The organism is Tsuneonella sp. HG094 (assembly GCF_053819285.1).
In genome coordinates this window covers 34,061-49,465 of the sequence record NZ_JBSORA010000002.1, presented here as the reverse complement: position 1 = coordinate 49,465, position 15,405 = coordinate 34,061, and the positions used below count along the sequence as shown (strand labels likewise).

General features: G+C 67.4%; 10 protein-coding genes. 6 read left to right on the top strand and 4 right to left on the bottom strand.

From position 1 onward, the window contains the following. Positions 1 to 7: 7 nt before the first annotated feature. On the bottom strand, positions 8 to 2,632 hold the full coding sequence (mutS, locus tag ACWPMX_RS14680) for a DNA mismatch repair protein MutS (RefSeq protein WP_455700842.1): 2,625 nt from the start codon (positions 2,630 to 2,632) through the stop codon (positions 8 to 10). Between the two features lie 118 nt (positions 2,633 to 2,750). On the opposite strand from mutS, the gene ACWPMX_RS14675 reads away from it, so the two are divergent. After that, positions 2,751 to 5,012, top strand: coding sequence for an NADP-dependent malic enzyme (locus ACWPMX_RS14675; protein WP_455700841.1), 2,262 nt, complete (start codon positions 2,751 to 2,753; stop codon positions 5,010 to 5,012). Positions 5,013 to 5,066: 54 nt separating this feature from the next. Then, a complete protein-coding gene (locus tag ACWPMX_RS14670; RefSeq protein ID WP_455700840.1) occupies positions 5,067 to 5,456 on the top strand; it encodes a hypothetical protein in 390 nt (129 codons plus the stop codon). Positions 5,457 to 5,464: 8 nt separating this feature from the next. On the opposite strand, the gene trmB is transcribed toward ACWPMX_RS14670, so the two are convergent. Next, on the bottom strand, positions 5,465 to 6,166 hold the full coding sequence (gene trmB / locus ACWPMX_RS14665; protein ID WP_455700839.1) for a tRNA (guanine(46)-N(7))-methyltransferase TrmB: 702 nt from the start codon (positions 6,164 to 6,166) through the stop codon (positions 5,465 to 5,467). A 14-nt stretch (positions 6,167 to 6,180) separates the two neighbouring features. Continuing rightward, the gene (locus ACWPMX_RS14660; protein WP_455700838.1) at positions 6,181 to 6,963 is read right to left on the bottom strand and encodes a sulfite exporter TauE/SafE family protein; all 783 of its coding nucleotides are present in this window, start codon (positions 6,961 to 6,963) and stop codon (positions 6,181 to 6,183) included. Between the two features lie 241 nt (positions 6,964 to 7,204). Here ACWPMX_RS14660 and ACWPMX_RS14655 point away from each other — a divergent pair, with 241 nt between their 5' ends. The 4 genes from ACWPMX_RS14655 to ACWPMX_RS14640 all read left to right on the top strand — a co-directional run bounded on the left by ACWPMX_RS14655 (position 7,205) and on the right by ACWPMX_RS14640 (position 13,989). Then, positions 7,205 to 7,750 (top strand): TetR/AcrR family transcriptional regulator, encoded by a 546-nt coding sequence (locus ACWPMX_RS14655; protein ID WP_455700837.1) that lies wholly within the window; start codon positions 7,205 to 7,207, stop codon positions 7,748 to 7,750. Between the two features lie 229 nt (positions 7,751 to 7,979). Then, positions 7,980 to 9,317, top strand: coding sequence for an efflux RND transporter periplasmic adaptor subunit (locus ACWPMX_RS14650; RefSeq protein ID WP_455700836.1), 1,338 nt, complete (start codon positions 7,980 to 7,982; stop codon positions 9,315 to 9,317). 47 nt (positions 9,318 to 9,364) lie between these two features. After that, positions 9,365 to 12,547: an efflux RND transporter permease subunit gene (locus ACWPMX_RS14645; RefSeq protein WP_455700835.1), complete on the top strand. Its 3,183-nt coding sequence runs from the start codon at positions 9,365 to 9,367 to the stop codon at positions 12,545 to 12,547. A gap of 11 nt (positions 12,548 to 12,558) precedes the next feature. Beyond that, the gene (locus ACWPMX_RS14640) at positions 12,559 to 13,989 is read left to right on the top strand and encodes an efflux transporter outer membrane subunit (protein ID WP_455700834.1); all 1,431 of its coding nucleotides are present in this window, start codon (positions 12,559 to 12,561) and stop codon (positions 13,987 to 13,989) included. 105 nt (positions 13,990 to 14,094) lie between these two features. On the opposite strand, the gene ACWPMX_RS14635 is transcribed toward ACWPMX_RS14640, so the two are convergent. Then, a complete protein-coding gene (locus ACWPMX_RS14635; protein ID WP_455700833.1) occupies positions 14,095 to 15,384 on the bottom strand; it encodes an MFS transporter in 1,290 nt (429 codons plus the stop codon). Positions 15,385 to 15,405: the final 21 nt, after the last annotated feature.

Genomic DNA, 15,405 nt, shown 5'->3' with positions numbered 1-15,405 from the left:
CGAAGGGTTAAGGCCTGCTTTCACCCGCTTCGCGCTTGAGCGCATAGAGGACGTCGAGCGCCTCGCGCGGGCTGAGCGCATCAACGTCGATGCCCTCCAGCATCTCGCGAACGGTATCGCACTCCTGCTCGGCCGCCTGCGCGGCGGCGGCGAACAGCGGCAGGTCGCCGAGCCCCGCCGCGAGTCCGCCGGTTTCCGCGCGGCCTTTTTCCAATCGGTCGAGCACCGCCTTTGCGCGGGCGACCACCGCAGGCGGCACGCCCGCAAGGCGCGCGACCGCAAGGCCGTAGCTTCGGTCCGCCGGACCTTCGGCCAGTTCGTGCAGCAACACGAGGTCGCCCTTCCATTCGCGCGCGCGGACATGGTGGAGCGACAGTGCCTCGCAACTTTCGGCGAGCCGCGCGAGTTCGTGATAGTGCGTCGCGAACAGGCACCGGCTGCGGTTGGCGCTGTGCACCGCTTCCGCCACCGCCCATGCCAGCGCGAGGCCGTCGTAGGTGGAAGTGCCGCGACCGACTTCGTCGAGGATCACGAACGACCGCTCGCTCGCCTGGCTGAGGATCGCGGCGGTCTCGACCATCTCGACCATGAAGGTGGAGCGCCCGCGGGCAAGCTGGTCGCTCGCGCCGACCCGGCTGAACAGTCGGTCGACGAGGCCAATGCGCGCGCTTGTCGCGGGCACGAACGCGCCTGCCTGCGCGAGCAGGACGATCAGCGCGTTCTGCCGCAGGAAGGTCGATTTGCCGCCCATGTTGGGGCCGCCGATCAGCCACAGCCGGTCTTCGGGGCCGAGCGCGCAGTCGTTGGCGACGAAGCGCTCGCCGCTCGCCGCCAGCGCGGCTTCGACCACAGGGTGCCGACCGCCGGTAATCGCGAGGACCGGCTCGTCGACGACCTCGGGCCGCGCCCAGTCGCCTTGCGCGGCACGCTCGGCATGGCTTGCCGCCACGTCGATCCGGGCGAGCGCGGCAGCGGTGCGGGCGATGCCCTCGCGCGCAGCCACGGCGGCTTCGACAAGTTCCTCGAAATGCGCCTCCTCGGCGGCGAGCGCGTGGCCGCCGGCTTCGGCGATGCGGCTCGCCTCTTCGTGCAGGGAAAGCGAATTGAACCGCACCGCGCCGGCCATCGTCTGGCGGTGGGTGAAGCCGCTGTCCGGCGCCATCAGCCCGTCCGCCTTCGCAGCCGGCACCTCGATGAAGTAGCCGAGCACCCCGTTGTGCCGGATCTTGAGCGCAGCGATGCCGGTTTCGGCGCGATACTTCGCTTCGAGCGCGGCGATCGCGCGGCGGGCGTTGCCGGACGTGGCACGCAAGTCGTCGAGCGACGCGTCGTAACCCTCGGCGATGTAGCCCCCCTGGCTGCGTTCGGTCGGCGGGGATGGGACGAGCGCACGGGCATAGAGGTCGGTCAGCGCTCCGTGCCCGCCGAGCTCGGGAAGCAACGCCTCCAGCAGTACCGGTAGGTCGGGTTGCCCCGCGAGGTGGCCCTGCAGCCGCCGCGCGCCGTCGAGCCCGTCGCGCAGCTGGCCGAGATCGCGCGGTGACCCGCGTCCGGCGACCACACGTCCGATCGCGCGGCCGAGATCGGGCATGGCGCGCAGGGCCGCGCGCACGTCGGCGCGCAGAAGTGGATCGCCGTGGAGGCGGGCGACCAGTGCCAGCCGCTCTTCGATGGCTGCCCGATCGGTCAGCGGGGCGGCGAGGTCTTCGGCAAGCTGGCGCGCACCCGCGCCGGTGGCACAGCGATCGATCGCATCGACCAGGCTCCCGCTCCGCCCACCGCGACTGGCTTCGAGGATTTCGAGGCTGGCGCGGGTCGCCGCGTCCATCGCCAGCGTGCCCCGCCCCTCGATGGCGACGGGCTGCAGCAGCAGCGGGAGCGAACCCCGGCCGACGTGGTCGAGATAGGCGATAAGGCCACCAGCCGCCGCCAGCGCGGCGCGGCCGAACATGCCGAAGCCGTCGAGCGTGGCGACGCCGTGGATTTTGCGCAGCCGGTCCGCGCCGCCATCGCTGGCAAAGTCGCGCGCCGGGCGCACGATCGCTTCGCCGGGTGCGGCGTCCCAGCCTTCGGGTGCCACGAGTTCGCTGGGGGAAAGGCGGGCGATCACGGCCGGCACGTCGTCGCTGGCGCATTCCTCCAGCGTCATGCGCCCGGTGGAGATGTCGATCGCCGCGACCCCGCACGTCCCGCGCACCTCGCAGACCGCAGCGAGCACGTTTGCCCGCCGCGGCTCGAGCAGCGATTCCTCCGTCAGCGTGCCCGCGGTGACGAAGCGCACGATGTCGCGCGCGACGAGCGCTTTCGAGGAAGGCATGCCCTCGCGCTTGGCGCGCGCCTTGGCCTCGTCGGGCGTCTCGGTTTGTTCGGCGATGGCGACTCGCTGACCCGCCTTGATCAGCCTCGCGAGATAGCCTTCGGCCGAATGCACCGGCACGCCGCACATCGGGATCGGCACGCCGCCGTGCTCGCCCCGGCTGGTCAGCGCGATGTCGAGCACCTGCGCGGCGATCCTGGCATCGTCGAAGAACAGTTCGAAGAAGTCGCCCATGCGATAGAACAGCAAGGACCCTTCGGCCTGCTGCTTCAGCGCCAGATACTGCGCCATCATCGGAGTTGCGCCGCCCGCCATGGCAGCGGGGTTAGCGGTGGGCCGTGCGATTCGGAACGGCTGGCGGGGGCGCTTTCCCCTGTTGCCTCGGTCCAAGTTCCGTTAGGGCACCGGCGAAACGCGAAGACAGGGGATACCTTTGGCCGACGACAAGCCCACCGCCTTCACCGCGCGCGAGGCGCTTTTCTATCACGAGACGATCCGCCCCGGTAAGATCGAGATCGTCCCGTCGAAGCCGATGGCGACCCAGCGGGACCTCAGCCTCGCCTATTCGCCGGGCGTTGCCGCCCCGGTCGAGGCGATCGCCGCCGACCCCGCCAACGCGGCCAAGTACACCGCCCGTTCGAACCTGGTCGCGGTGATCTCGAACGGTACGGCCATCCTGGGCCTGGGCAATCTCGGTGCGCTGGCCTCGAAGCCGGTGATGGAAGGCAAGGCGGTGCTGTTCAAGCGTTTCGCCGACGTCGATTCGATCGATATCGAACTCGACACCGAAGACCCCGACAAGTTCATCGAGGCGGTCGCGCTGATGGAGCCGAGCTTCGGCGGCATCAACCTGGAAGACATCGCCGCCCCCGAATGCTTCGTGATCGAGCAGGCCCTGCGCGAGCGGATGAACATCCCGGTGATGCACGACGACCAGCACGGCACCGCGATCATCGCCGCGGCTGGGCTGATCAACGCCTGCCATCTCACCGGGCGCAGCCTCAAGGACGTGCGCATGGTGGTCAACGGCGCGGGCGCCTCGGCGCTCGCGTGCACCGCGCTCATCAAGTCGGTCGGCGTGCCGCACGGGAACGTCATCGTCTGCGACCGCAGCGGTCCGATCTATCCGGGCCGCGAGGGGGTCGACCAGTGGAAGAGCGCGCATGCCGTACCGACCGAGGCGCGCAGCCTCGAGGAAGCACTCGTCGGAGCGGACATCTTCCTCGGCCTGTCGGCCAAGGACGCGCTCAAGCCCGAATGGGTGAAGAAGATGGCCCCGCAGCCGATCATCTTCGCCATGGCCAACCCCGATCCGGAAATCCGGCCGGAAGATGCCAAGGCCGTGCGTCCCGACGCGATCATCGCGACCGGCCGCTCGGACTATCCGAACCAGGTCAACAACGTGCTCGGCTTCCCGTTCATCTTCCGCGGAGCGCTCGACGTGCAGGCCACTGCGATCAACGAGGAGATGAAGGTGGCCGCCGCGCATGCCATCGCGGGGCTCGCGCGCGAACGCGTGCCTGACGAGGTCGCCGCGGCGTACGGCGTGAACCACAAGTTCGGCACCGACTACATCATACCCGCGCCGTTCGACCCACGGCTGATGGAGGTCGTTTCCAGCGCGGTCGCGCAGGCAGCGATGGATTCGGGTGTGGCCAAGGCGCCGATCGCCGACATGGCGGCCTATCGCCACAGCCTGAAGGCGCGGCTCAACCCGACGACATCGGTCCTCACCCGCGTGTACGAGGATGCCAAGGCGAACCCCAAGCGGGTGGTCTTCGCCGAAGCGGAGGAGGACGTGGTCCTGCGCGCGGCGATCCAGTTCCGCGATTTCGGCTACGGCACCCCTATCCTCGTCGGGCGGACCAAGGCGATCGTCGACAAGCTGCACATGCTCGGCGCGAGCAATCCCGGCGATTTCGAAATCCAGAATTCGGCCGACAGCACGCTCGTGCCGCAGATGGTCGAGCATCTCTACGCCAAGCTCCAGCGTCGCGGGCAAACCGAGCGCGACGTGCGCCGCATGGTCAACCAGGAACGTAACGTCTTTGCCGCGCTCCTGGTTGCGCTTGGCCATGCGGATGCGATGATCACCGGCATTACGCGCACCTTCGCCCAGTCGATGCGCGAGGTCAGCCTCGTGCTCGGCGCGAAGCAGGATGCGACCGCGTTCGGGATCCACCTGCTGATCGGCAAGAACTACACCGTGTTCCTTGCCGACACGACGATCAACGAGCGCCCTTCGTCCGAGATGCTGGCGCACATCGCGACCGAAACCGCCGCGGTGGCGAAGCGGCTCGGTCACGATCCGCGCGTCGCTTTCCTGTCCTATTCCACCTTCGGCAATCCGCCGGGCCGTTGGCTCGACAATATCCGTCAGGCGGTGGACATCCTCGACGCGCAGAAGCCCGATTTCGAATACGAGGGCGAGCTCGCGCCCGATGCCGCGCTCAATCCCAAGGTGATGGCGCTCTATCCGTTCAGCCGCCTTTCGGCCCCGGCCAACGTGCTGGTCATGCCGGGCCTCCAGTCGGCAAACCTGTCGGCCAAGCTGCTGCGCGAGCTGGCGGGGGCAAGCACGATCGGGCCGATGCTGGTGGGCATGGAAAAACCCGTGCAGATCGCCCCGATGACTGCGCTCGCGCCCGACGTGCTGACGCTCGCGGTGCTCGCGGCCGCGGGAGTGGTCGGCTAGCCGCAGGTTTTCCTTCGGTCTGCAAGGGTTCCTTTACCCGGACCGCGCATCCTCATGTTCATGGGGATCGCTAGAAGGCCGAAACTGGCCACCAGGTATTCGGGCCCGCGTGCGGGCGAACGCGACGTCGTCTCGCTCGAAGGGCGCTGCCGCATCGGCGACGGCGCCGAGGAAGCGGTCGCGGTGCTCGACTTCGACGCGCGCGGCTGCCGCGTGCGCGGGATCACCACCGCCGTCGTCAAGAATGCGCCGGTGCTGCTCTGGCTGGGGGCCACCGGCCCGCATCCAGCGCGGCTTCGCTGGCTGAAGCGCGGCAGCGCGGGCCTCGCATTCGAAGCCCCACTGGGCGACGATGATCTGGCCGAGGCGCTTCGCAGCGCGGTTCCGGCCGTGCCCGCGCGGGTAGTCCCTTTGCGACGGCGCAGTTCGACCAAAGACGCCTGAGCCGCAGGTCACTTCCGCCGAAAGCGGAAGTACCAGACCTCGTGCCCGTATACCGTTCGGGCCTTGTGTTCGTAGCGCGTCTCGGGCCAGCCTGACGGGCGAGTCTGCCAGCTATCCTTGCCTTCGGCCACCCATTCGAATTCGGCGGTGAAGCGGCGCATGACCATCAGTGCGTGGCGCAGATACACCGCATGGTCGGTGCCGAAGCGGAACTCTGCTCCGGGCTTGAGCTTGTCGGCGATCATGCGCAGTGGGCCGTCGTTCATCATCCGGCGCTTGGCATGCTTGGCCTTGGGCCAGGGATCGGGGTGCAGCAGATAGACCATCGTCAGCGCGCCATCGGGTACGCGGCGGAGGACTTCCAGCGCGTCGCCGTGGTGGATGCGTACGTTGGCGAGAGTGGCGTCGCGCACGTGGACGAGCGCCTGTGCCACGCCATTGACGAACGGCTCCGCGCCGAGGAACCCATGGTCGGGAAGCAAGTCGGCGCGATATGCCATGTGTTCGCCGCCGCCGAAGCCGATCTCGAAGTGGAGAGGGCGATCGTCGCCGAACAGCGTCTGCGACGAAACCGGACCTTCGGCCGGCGGGGAGATCTGCGGTAGAAGCGTGTCGACCAGCGCCTGCTGGCCGGCGCGCAGCGGTTTGCCTTGGCTGCGGCCGTACAAGCGGTTGAGCGTGGTCGGATCGCCGGGTTTGTGCGCGGTCATGGCCGCGCCTAAGCCTATTTGGCGAGCGCGGTCCACACGCTGTAGGCACTCGTCAACGTCAAGACCACGCCGACCATCAGCAACAGGCCGCGGGTCGGCACGCGTTTCGCGACGACAGCGCCGAACGGCGCGGCCAGGAGGCCGCCGATAAGGAGGCCAAGCATCGGCTGCAACACGTCGGGGGTCAGCCCGTCCATGCCGATGTGAAAGAGGAACGTCGCCGAGATCGTCACCGTCAGGAAGAACTCGGTCGCGCTGACGGTGCCGATCGTCTCGCGCGGAGGGGAGCCCTGGATGATCAGGTTGCTGGTGACCACGGGACCCCAGCCACCGCCGCCCGCCGCATCGAGAAAGCCGCCGGCAAGTCCCAGCGGCTCGACGATCTTGGGCTCGCGCGGGTGGAGCGGGAAGCCCAGTCCCCGGTAGAGGAGGTAGAGCCCTATACCCGTCAGATAGATCATCACCAGCGGCCGCGTGACCGATGCGTCGAGAGAAGTCAGCACATATGCGCCGAGGATGCCGCCGATCACGCCTGGGATCAGCAGGCGCAGGAACAGTTTCCAGTTGATGTTCCGGTGCAACGCGTGGCTGATCCCCGAAGCTCCGGTGGTGAAGCTCTCCACGACGTGAACTCCCGTGGAGGCGACTGCGGGATTGACCCCCAATACTCCGACCAGAAGCGTACTGGAAATCACGCCGAACGCCATTCCGAGCGCCCCGTCGACAAGCTGAGCGGCGAACCCGACCAGGATGAACGGCAGCAAGGCCGCCAAATTGATGTCGCCGAACTCGATCATCGCGCATGTCACCCACGGCCCAAAGGGAGGGCAAACTTGGCGGCTCGACCGGCGGCGCGAAACAAAGAATTTCTACCCAATCGGTAGGGAACTAAGGTTCACGAGTGATTCTGGCAGCCTTCGCCGCACCGTGCACCAACCGACGTACGCCTTGCTTTTGCCGCCAGGACTTTCTATACTCTCCAGTATGGAAAAGCTTGCGACACGGGGGAGACCACGGGAGTTTTGTCCCGATGCCGCTTTGGGCGAGGCGCTGCGCGTCTTTTGGACCAAGGGTTACGAAGGCGCGTCGCTGACCGACCTGACCGATGCGATGGGCATCACCCGGCCAAGCCTCTACGCCGCGTTCGGCAACAAGGAGGCGCTTTTCCGCCAGGCGCTCGACCTCTACGAGCGCGACAAGCTGACCTACATCGGCGAAGCGATGCAGGAGCCCACGGCTAGAGCCGTCGCCCGGTATCTGTTGCACGGCGCTGTCGATACCGCGACCGGAGGAGAATGCCGGGGCTGCATGGGCGTGATCTCTTCTGTTGCCTGCCAGAGCGTTGAGCCGTCGATCCGCGACGATGTGAACCGCCGGGCCGAATCGGCGAAACGATTGATTGTGGATCGGATGCAGCAGGCGATCGACGCGGGCGAATTCGTTGTGCCGACCAGTGCCGACGCGATGACCCGCTACCTGCTGGCGATCATGCAGGGCATTTCGGTGCAGGCGCAATTGGGCGCGAGCCGCGCCGAACTGCTCGAAGTGGCCGATGCGGCGCTTGCCGCATGGCCTTCGAAATAGGGCGTTTTTGCTGCGTTGCAGAAAAAAATATCGAGCGGTATGAAAATAGCGCTTGACCTGAACGCCAGATTACATACTTAGCGGTACAGATAGCGGTAGAGGCGACTCCGGTTGCCGATGCGCGGCGGGCTGCCAAGCCTTCCAAGTAAGACCGTTAACCGAAACGCCCCGGATGCAGCGCGCTTCCGGGATCGAAGACGCTTGTCCGACCGAGGCTCAGGGAAACCACATGTTCGACACCCCATTCGACCGTTACGACGATCTCGCCGCCGCCGCCGCGCGCGACGAAGAGGAATTTCGGTTCGACAGTTACGAGCCGATTGCGCCGGTCACCGAAGCCGCGCCTGCGATCGAGCAACAGCCCCGACGAGAACGCCGCCTTTTGATCGCCCTCGTCCTAGCTGTCGCCATTGCGGCCGCGTGGTGGGTCCTGCGCGGAGGGACACCCGCGCCTGCAGCCATGCCGATCCCCGTCGTGACGGCGGCAACGCCGCTGCAGGAACAGGTTACCGAATGGGACGAATTCGTCGGCCGCTTCAAGGCGACAAAGAGCGTCGAAGTCCGTCCACAAGTGTCCGGCCAGATCGTCGGCGTGCACTTTACCGACGGGCAGTACGTGAACGCGGGTGCGCCGCTGTTCACGATCGACGGCCGCACCTTCCGGGCCGCGTTGGCCCAGTCCCAGGCGGAGGTCGCGAAGGCATCGAGTGCGTTGGCGCTGTCACAGGCCAACCTCTCGCGTGCCCAGCGCCTCGTCGCCGAAGACGCAGTCGCCGCGACCGAGATCGACCGGCTGCGCGCCGAGGTGCGCAGCAACCAGGCCGCGCTCGCCGCGGCTCGGGCCAGTGTCTCGGCACGATCGATCGACGTCGGCTTCACCACCGTCCGTGCGCCGATTTCGGGCCGGATTTCCGACCGCCGGATCGATGCCGGCAACCTCGTTTCCGGCGGGGGCGGCACCGCAGCGACCCTGCTGACCACAATCAACGCGGTCGACCCGGTCTATTTCGAATTCGCCGGGTCGGAGGCGCTGTTCCTCAAGGCGCAGCGCGAGGGGCTCGAAAAGGGCAGCGATGTGGAGATCCGCCTCGCCGACGAGCCCGACTATCGCTGGAAGGGCAAGCTGGACTTCACCGACAACGGCCTCGACCCGAATTCGGGCACCATCCGCGCCCGGGCGATCGTCGCCAACCAGGGCGGCATGCTCGCGCCGGGCCTGTTCGGCCGGATGCGGCTGGCGACCGGCGGCATGAAGGCCGCGCTACTCGTGCCCGACACCGCGATCACCACCGACCAGACCCGCAAGCAGGTGCTCGTCGTGGCCAAGGACGGAACCATCGCCGCCCGCACCGTCGAGCTCGGGCCGCAAGTGGGGAGCCTGCGCGTGATCGAGAAGGGCCTGAAGTCGACCGATCGCGTGGTCATCAAGGGCGTGCAGATGGCCATGCCGGGCCAGAAGGTTCGCGCCCAGCCCGGGCGGATCGCTGCGGCTACGCCCGCCGCGGCTACCCCGGCGGGCACCGTCCAGCCCGTCTCGCGCGCCGCCTCGGCCACGATCGCCAACTGAGCCCAAAATTGCGGCCCGTTCACTGAACGACGCCCGGAGTCCGCCCGATGCGCATGTCCCGCTTCTTCATCGACCGCCCGATCTTCGCCGCGGTGATCGCTGTGCTGATCACTCTGGTGGGCGCTATCGCCTACTTCTTCCTGCCGGTCAGCCAGTACCCCGACATCGTCCCGCCGACGGTGACCGTCAACGCGGTATATCCCGGCGCTTCGGCCGAAACGGTGGCCGACACGGTAGCGAACCCGATCGAGCAGGAGATCAACGGCGTCGACGGGATGCTCTACCAGTCGAGCGAATCGACCGGCGACGGGCGGATGACCATCACCGTCACGTTCAAGCCGGGCACCGATCTCGATGAAGCGCAGGTGCTGGTCCAGAACCGCGTCGCCATTGCCGAAGCGCGGCTGCCCGAAGAAGTCCAGCGGCTCGGCATCGTGACCCGCAAGACCACGCCCGACTTCCTGATGGTCGTGAACCTCGTTTCGCCCGACGGCTCGCTCGATCGCGAATATATCTCGAACTACGCGCAGACCCGGATCAAGGACCGGCTCGCCCGGCTAGAAGGCGTGGGCGACGTCCAGCTCTTCGGACAGCGCGAGCTTGCCATGCGCGTATGGATCGATCCCGGCCGCGCCGCCGCGCTCGGGCTGACCGGTAGCGACATCGTGCGGGCGCTGCGGGCGCAGAACGTGCAGGTCGCGGCCGGTACGCTGGGCCAACAGCCCAGCCCGGAGGCGGCGTTCCAGCTCAACGTCGAGACGCAAGGGCGCTTCACCGACCCGTCGCAGTTCGGTCAGGTCGTGATCCGCACCGATGCCGATGGGCGGCAGGTTCGCGTGAACGACGTCGCCCGGGTCGAGATCGGCGCGGCCGACTACGCCACGTCCGCCTACCTCAACGGCGACGACTCTGTCATCCTGCCAGTCTTCCAGAAGCCCGGTTCGAATGCGCTCAGCGCCGCCGAAGGGGTCAAGGCGACGATGGACGAGCTGTCCAGGTCCTTTCCGCAAGGGCTCGAATACCGGATCGTCTACAACCCGACCGAATTCATTTCCCAGAGCATCGACGCAGTGATCGACACGCTGCTCGAGGCGATCGTCCTGGTGGTGCTGGTCATCATCGTGTTCCTGCAAAAGGCGCGCGCCTCGATCATCCCGGTGCTGGCGATCCCGATCTCGCTGATCGGCACTTTCGCGGTGCTCGCCGCGGCGGGCTACTCGCTCAACAACCTGTCGCTGTTCGGGCTGGTGCTCGCCATCGGCATCGTGGTCGACGACGCGATCGTCGTGGTAGAGAACGTCGAGCGCAATCTCGAACACGGGATGACACCCCTCGAAGCCGCGCGTCGTTCAATGGACGAAGTCGGCGAAGCGCTGATCGCGATCGTCCTCGTCCTGTGCGCGGTGTTCGTGCCGACGCTGTTCATGGGCGGCCTGTCGGGCGAGTTCTACAAGCAGTTCGCGGTGACGATTTCTGCCGCGACGGTGATTTCGCTGATCGTTTCGCTGACCCTGTCACCCGCGCTTTCGGCCATGCTCTTGCGCCCGCACGAGGACCTGCCTGCCGATGCCCCGCGCTGGCGACAGGTCATCGACCGGGCCGGCGCGCGCTACAATGCGATGTTCGAGCGCTTCAGCGAGGGCTACGCCCGCCTCACCGCGCGCCTGATCGCGATGCCGAAGCGCATGATGATCGCCTACGCGGTGCTCATCGGCCTTACCGGTGTGACGCTGGCAGCGACCCCCACCGGGTTCGTGCCGCAGCAGGACCAGGGCTATTTCGTGAGCGTGATCCAGCTTCCGCCGGGCAGCGCCACCACGCGCACCGACGCGGTGATGAAGCAGGTCGCCGACCGGGTGCTCAAGATCGACGGGATCAAGGGCACGGTCATGCTCTCGGGCTTCGACGGGACCACGCAGACGCAATCGGCCAGCTCGGCCGCGGCCTACTGGGTGCTCGACGATTTCGAAACGCGGCAGGCCAAGGGGCTCGATGTCGATACTTTGGTGGCCGAAGCGCAGAAGGCGACCTCCGACATCAACGAGGCACGGCTGATGATCGTCAAGCCACCGGTGATCCAGGGAATCGGATCGGCGGGCGGTTTCCGCATGATGCTGCAGGACAATTCGGGAAAGGGCTACCGCGCGCTGCAGGACGTGGCGTACCAGGTCATCGGCAAGGCCAACGGCCAGCCGGGTCTTGCGGGCGTCTACACCTTCTTCGACACCGGCACGCCGCGCGTGAAGACCGATATCGACCGCGACAAGGCGCAGATGCTCGGCGTGGCGCCGTCGGACGTATTCGATACCCTGTCGGTCTATCTCGGCAGTGCGTTCGTGAACGACTTCAACCTGTTGGGGCGCACCTATCGAGTCACCGCGCAGGCCGATGCGCCCTATCGCTCCGACGTCAGCGACATCGCCAACCTCTACGCCCGTTCCAACACCGGTGCGATGGTGCCGCTGGGTTCGCTCGCGACGTTCGAGGACACCACGGGCCCATATCGCGTGTCGCGTTACAACCTCGCTCCGGCGGTCGCGATCGACGGCGACACCGCGCCGGGCGGGTCGACAGGCCAGTCGCTGATGACGATGGAAAAGGTCGCGGCCGAGACCCTGCCGCAGGGCTATTCGACCGAGTGGACCGGCATCGCCTTTCAGCAGGCGACCACCGGCAACACGGCGGTCTACGTATTCGGCCTTGCGGTGCTCCTCGTCTTCCTGGTGCTGGCGGCGCAGTACGAAAGCCTGATCGCCCCTCTGGCGATCATCCTGATCGTGCCGATGTGCCTGCTCGCGGCGATGGTCGGCGTGAACCTGCGCGGCATGGACAACAACGTCCTCACGCAAATCGGGCTGGTCGTCTTGATCGCGCTCGCGGCCAAGAATGCGATCCTGATCGTCGAGTTCGCCCGCCAGGGAGAGCGCGATCACGGACTGTCGCCGGCCGCCGCCGCGATCGAGGCCGCGCGCACCCGCCTGCGCCCAATCCTGATGACGAGCTTTGCCTTCATCCTCGGCTCGGTTCCGCTGGTGATCGCCACTGGCGCGGGGGCCGAACTGCGCCAGGCGCTGGGGACAGCGGTGTGCTTCGGCATGCTCGGCGTCACCGGGTTCGGCCTCGTCTTCACCCCGACCTTCTACGTCGTCACCCGCGCGCTGGGCGATCGGATCGCCACCCTGCGCGGACGGCAGAGCGGCGACCGCCTTGCCGCGCTGCCCGCCGAATGAGGACCCTGACCATGCACCTCAAGAACCTTGCCCTTGCCGCCGTTTCCGCGCTCGCCTTGTCGGCGTGCGCGACCGGCCCGGCCGACATTGCTTCTACTGTCCCCCCCGAAGCGTCGGCCGGGCCTTTCCTTTCCGCCACGACCGATGCGGTCAGCGCCAACCCGCTGCCGAACGACTGGTGGCGGATGTATGATGACCCGGTCCTCGACGGGCTTGTGAGCGATGCCTTCGCCGCCAACACCGACGTGCGGCAGGCAGTGGCTCGGATCGACAGGGCGCGGGCCGCACTGCGCGGCGCGCGCGCCGAGCGCCTGCCGCAGGCGGGTCTCTCGGCCTCTGCCGGCTACGCCCGCACGCCTGAGGCGCAGACCTTGCCCGGCGCGGACCGGACCGGCGGTTCGTTCAGCATCGGTGCCGATGTCTCGTACGAAGTCGACCTGTTCGGCCGGGTGTCGGGCGGCATCGCGGCGGCGCGCGGGGATGTCGCGGCAGCCCGCGCCGATGCCGACGCGGTCCGCGTGATGGTCGTCGCCGATACAACGCGGGCCTATGCCGACGCCGCCAGCGCCGCTGCGCGGGCGGAGGTCGCGCGTGCGATCGTCCGCCTCCTAGACGACAGCCTGCGCCTGACCCGGAAGCGCCACGAGGCGGGCTTGTCCGACGGCCTGGCGGTCGCGCGGATCGAGGCGCTCAGGAACCAGCGCGCCGCGACGATCCCGGCGATCGAGGCCCAGCGCAGCGCCGCGCTGTTCGCGCTGGCGACACTCACCGGGCGCGCCCCGTCACAGCTGCCGGCGATTTCCGGCGAGCGCAGCGTACCGCTGGAGATCAAGACCCCGTTGCCCGTGGGCGATGGCGCACAGCTCCTCGCCCGGCGGCCCGATGTCCGCGCGGCGGAACAGCGCGTCGTCGCCGATACCGCCCGGATAGGGGTTGCCCGCGCCGACCTCTATCCGCGGATCACTCTGGGCGGATCGGTCGGTTCGACTGCATCGAGCATCGGCAACCTGTTCTCGGGCGGCCCGCTCGGGTTCCTGCTCGGGCCGCTGGTCGATTGGGCCTTCCCCAACCGCGAACCGGTCCGTGCGCGGATCGATGGCGCGAGCGCCGATGCCGCAGCTTCTCTGGCGGCGTTCGACGGAACCGTGCTGACCGCGCTCCAGGAAACCGAGACCGCGCTGTCCGACTATGTCCGCGCGCTCGAGCAACGCCGGGTCCTCGATGCGGCGGCGACCGCCGCAGGACGGGCTGCACGGATCACCCGCGCCCAAAACCGCGAAGGCGTGATCGATTCGCTGCAGACCCTCGACGCCGAACGCACGCTTGCCGAAGCCCAGGCGGCAGTGGCCGACCAGGACGCGCTGGTCTCACAGCGCCAGATCGCTCTGTTTCGCGCGCTCGGCGGGGGTTGGCAGGCAGCGGACCCGGAGAATTCGACATGAAGGCCTTGTGGCAGCTTCACCGCGACGCATTCGCGTCCGGGTTCGGCGCTTTCGCCGCGACCGTCGCGATCTTCGTGATGGTTCAGCTCTGATGCGACGTAACGGTCAGACCTTCGCCGGCGCGAGCCTGGGGCTGAGGATGTGCACCACCAGCAGCGCCAGGAGGTAGGCACTCGCACAGATGGCGAAGAGCAGTTCGTAGCTCTGCGTCGTATCGAGCACGTAGCCGGTGAACTTGGCCATGAGCATGCCGCCGATGGCGCCGACCGTGCCGCCGATACCGACCACCGAACCGACTGCGGCGCGCGGGAAGACGTCGGACGGCAGGGTGTAGAGGTTGGCGGAGAACGCCTGGTGTGCCGCAGTGGCGAGGCCGATCACCAGCACGGCCATCCAGACGCTGTCGATCGACTGCGCGAACCAGATCGGCAGCACGCACACCGCGCAGATCAGCATGGTCACCTTGCGGGCCACGTTCGCCGAATAACCGGCCTTCATCATCCGCGACGATAGCCAGCCGCCCGCGATGCTGCCGAAGTCCGAGATCAGGTAGATCGCGGCGAGCGGCAGGCCGAAGGTCTTGAGGTCGAGCTGGTAGCGGTCGAACATGTAGCCCGGCAGCCAGAACAGGAAGAACCACCAGATCGGGTCGATCAGGAACTTGCCCAGCGCATAGGCCCAGGTCTCGCGCTTGCCGATGAGGCGGGTCCACGCGATCGGCTCGACCGGGTCGGCGGGGTCTTGCTGGATCCACGCGAGTTCGGCCGCGCTGACCTTGGTGTGCTCCGTCGGGTGGCGATAGATCGCCCACCACGCGATCAGCCACACGATGCCGAAGATACCGGTGATATAGAACGCCATCCGCCAGTCGAACATCAGGACGAGGGCAGGGACCAGAAGCGGGGTGATGATCGCGCCGACGTTGGCGCCTGCGTTGAACAGGCCGATGGCGAACGCGCGTTCCTTTTGCGGGAACCAGTCGGTCACCGCGCGGATGCCCGCAGGAAAGTTGCCGCTCTCACCGATACCGAGGCCGAATCGCGCCAGCGCGAAGCTCGTGACGCCGCTGGCAAGCCCGTGGGCCATGTGGCTGATCGTCCAGATGACGATCGCGACCGCATAGCCGAGACGAGCGCCGACTTTATCGACGACCCGGCCGAAACTGATGTACCCGATGGCGTAAGCGACCTGAAACCAGAAGACGATGTTGGCGAAGTCGCTCTCGCTCCATCCGAACTCGGCGGTCAGCGTCGGCTTAAGGACGCCGATCATCTGCCGGTCTATGTAGTTGATCGCGGTCGCTGCAAACAAGAGCGCGACGATGACCCAGCGATAACGGCCCGCGCGTTCAACGGCGGCGCCGGTCGCGGTGGGGGAAGCGGTTGCCTCGGTCATCCTCGTCTCCTTCACGCCAGC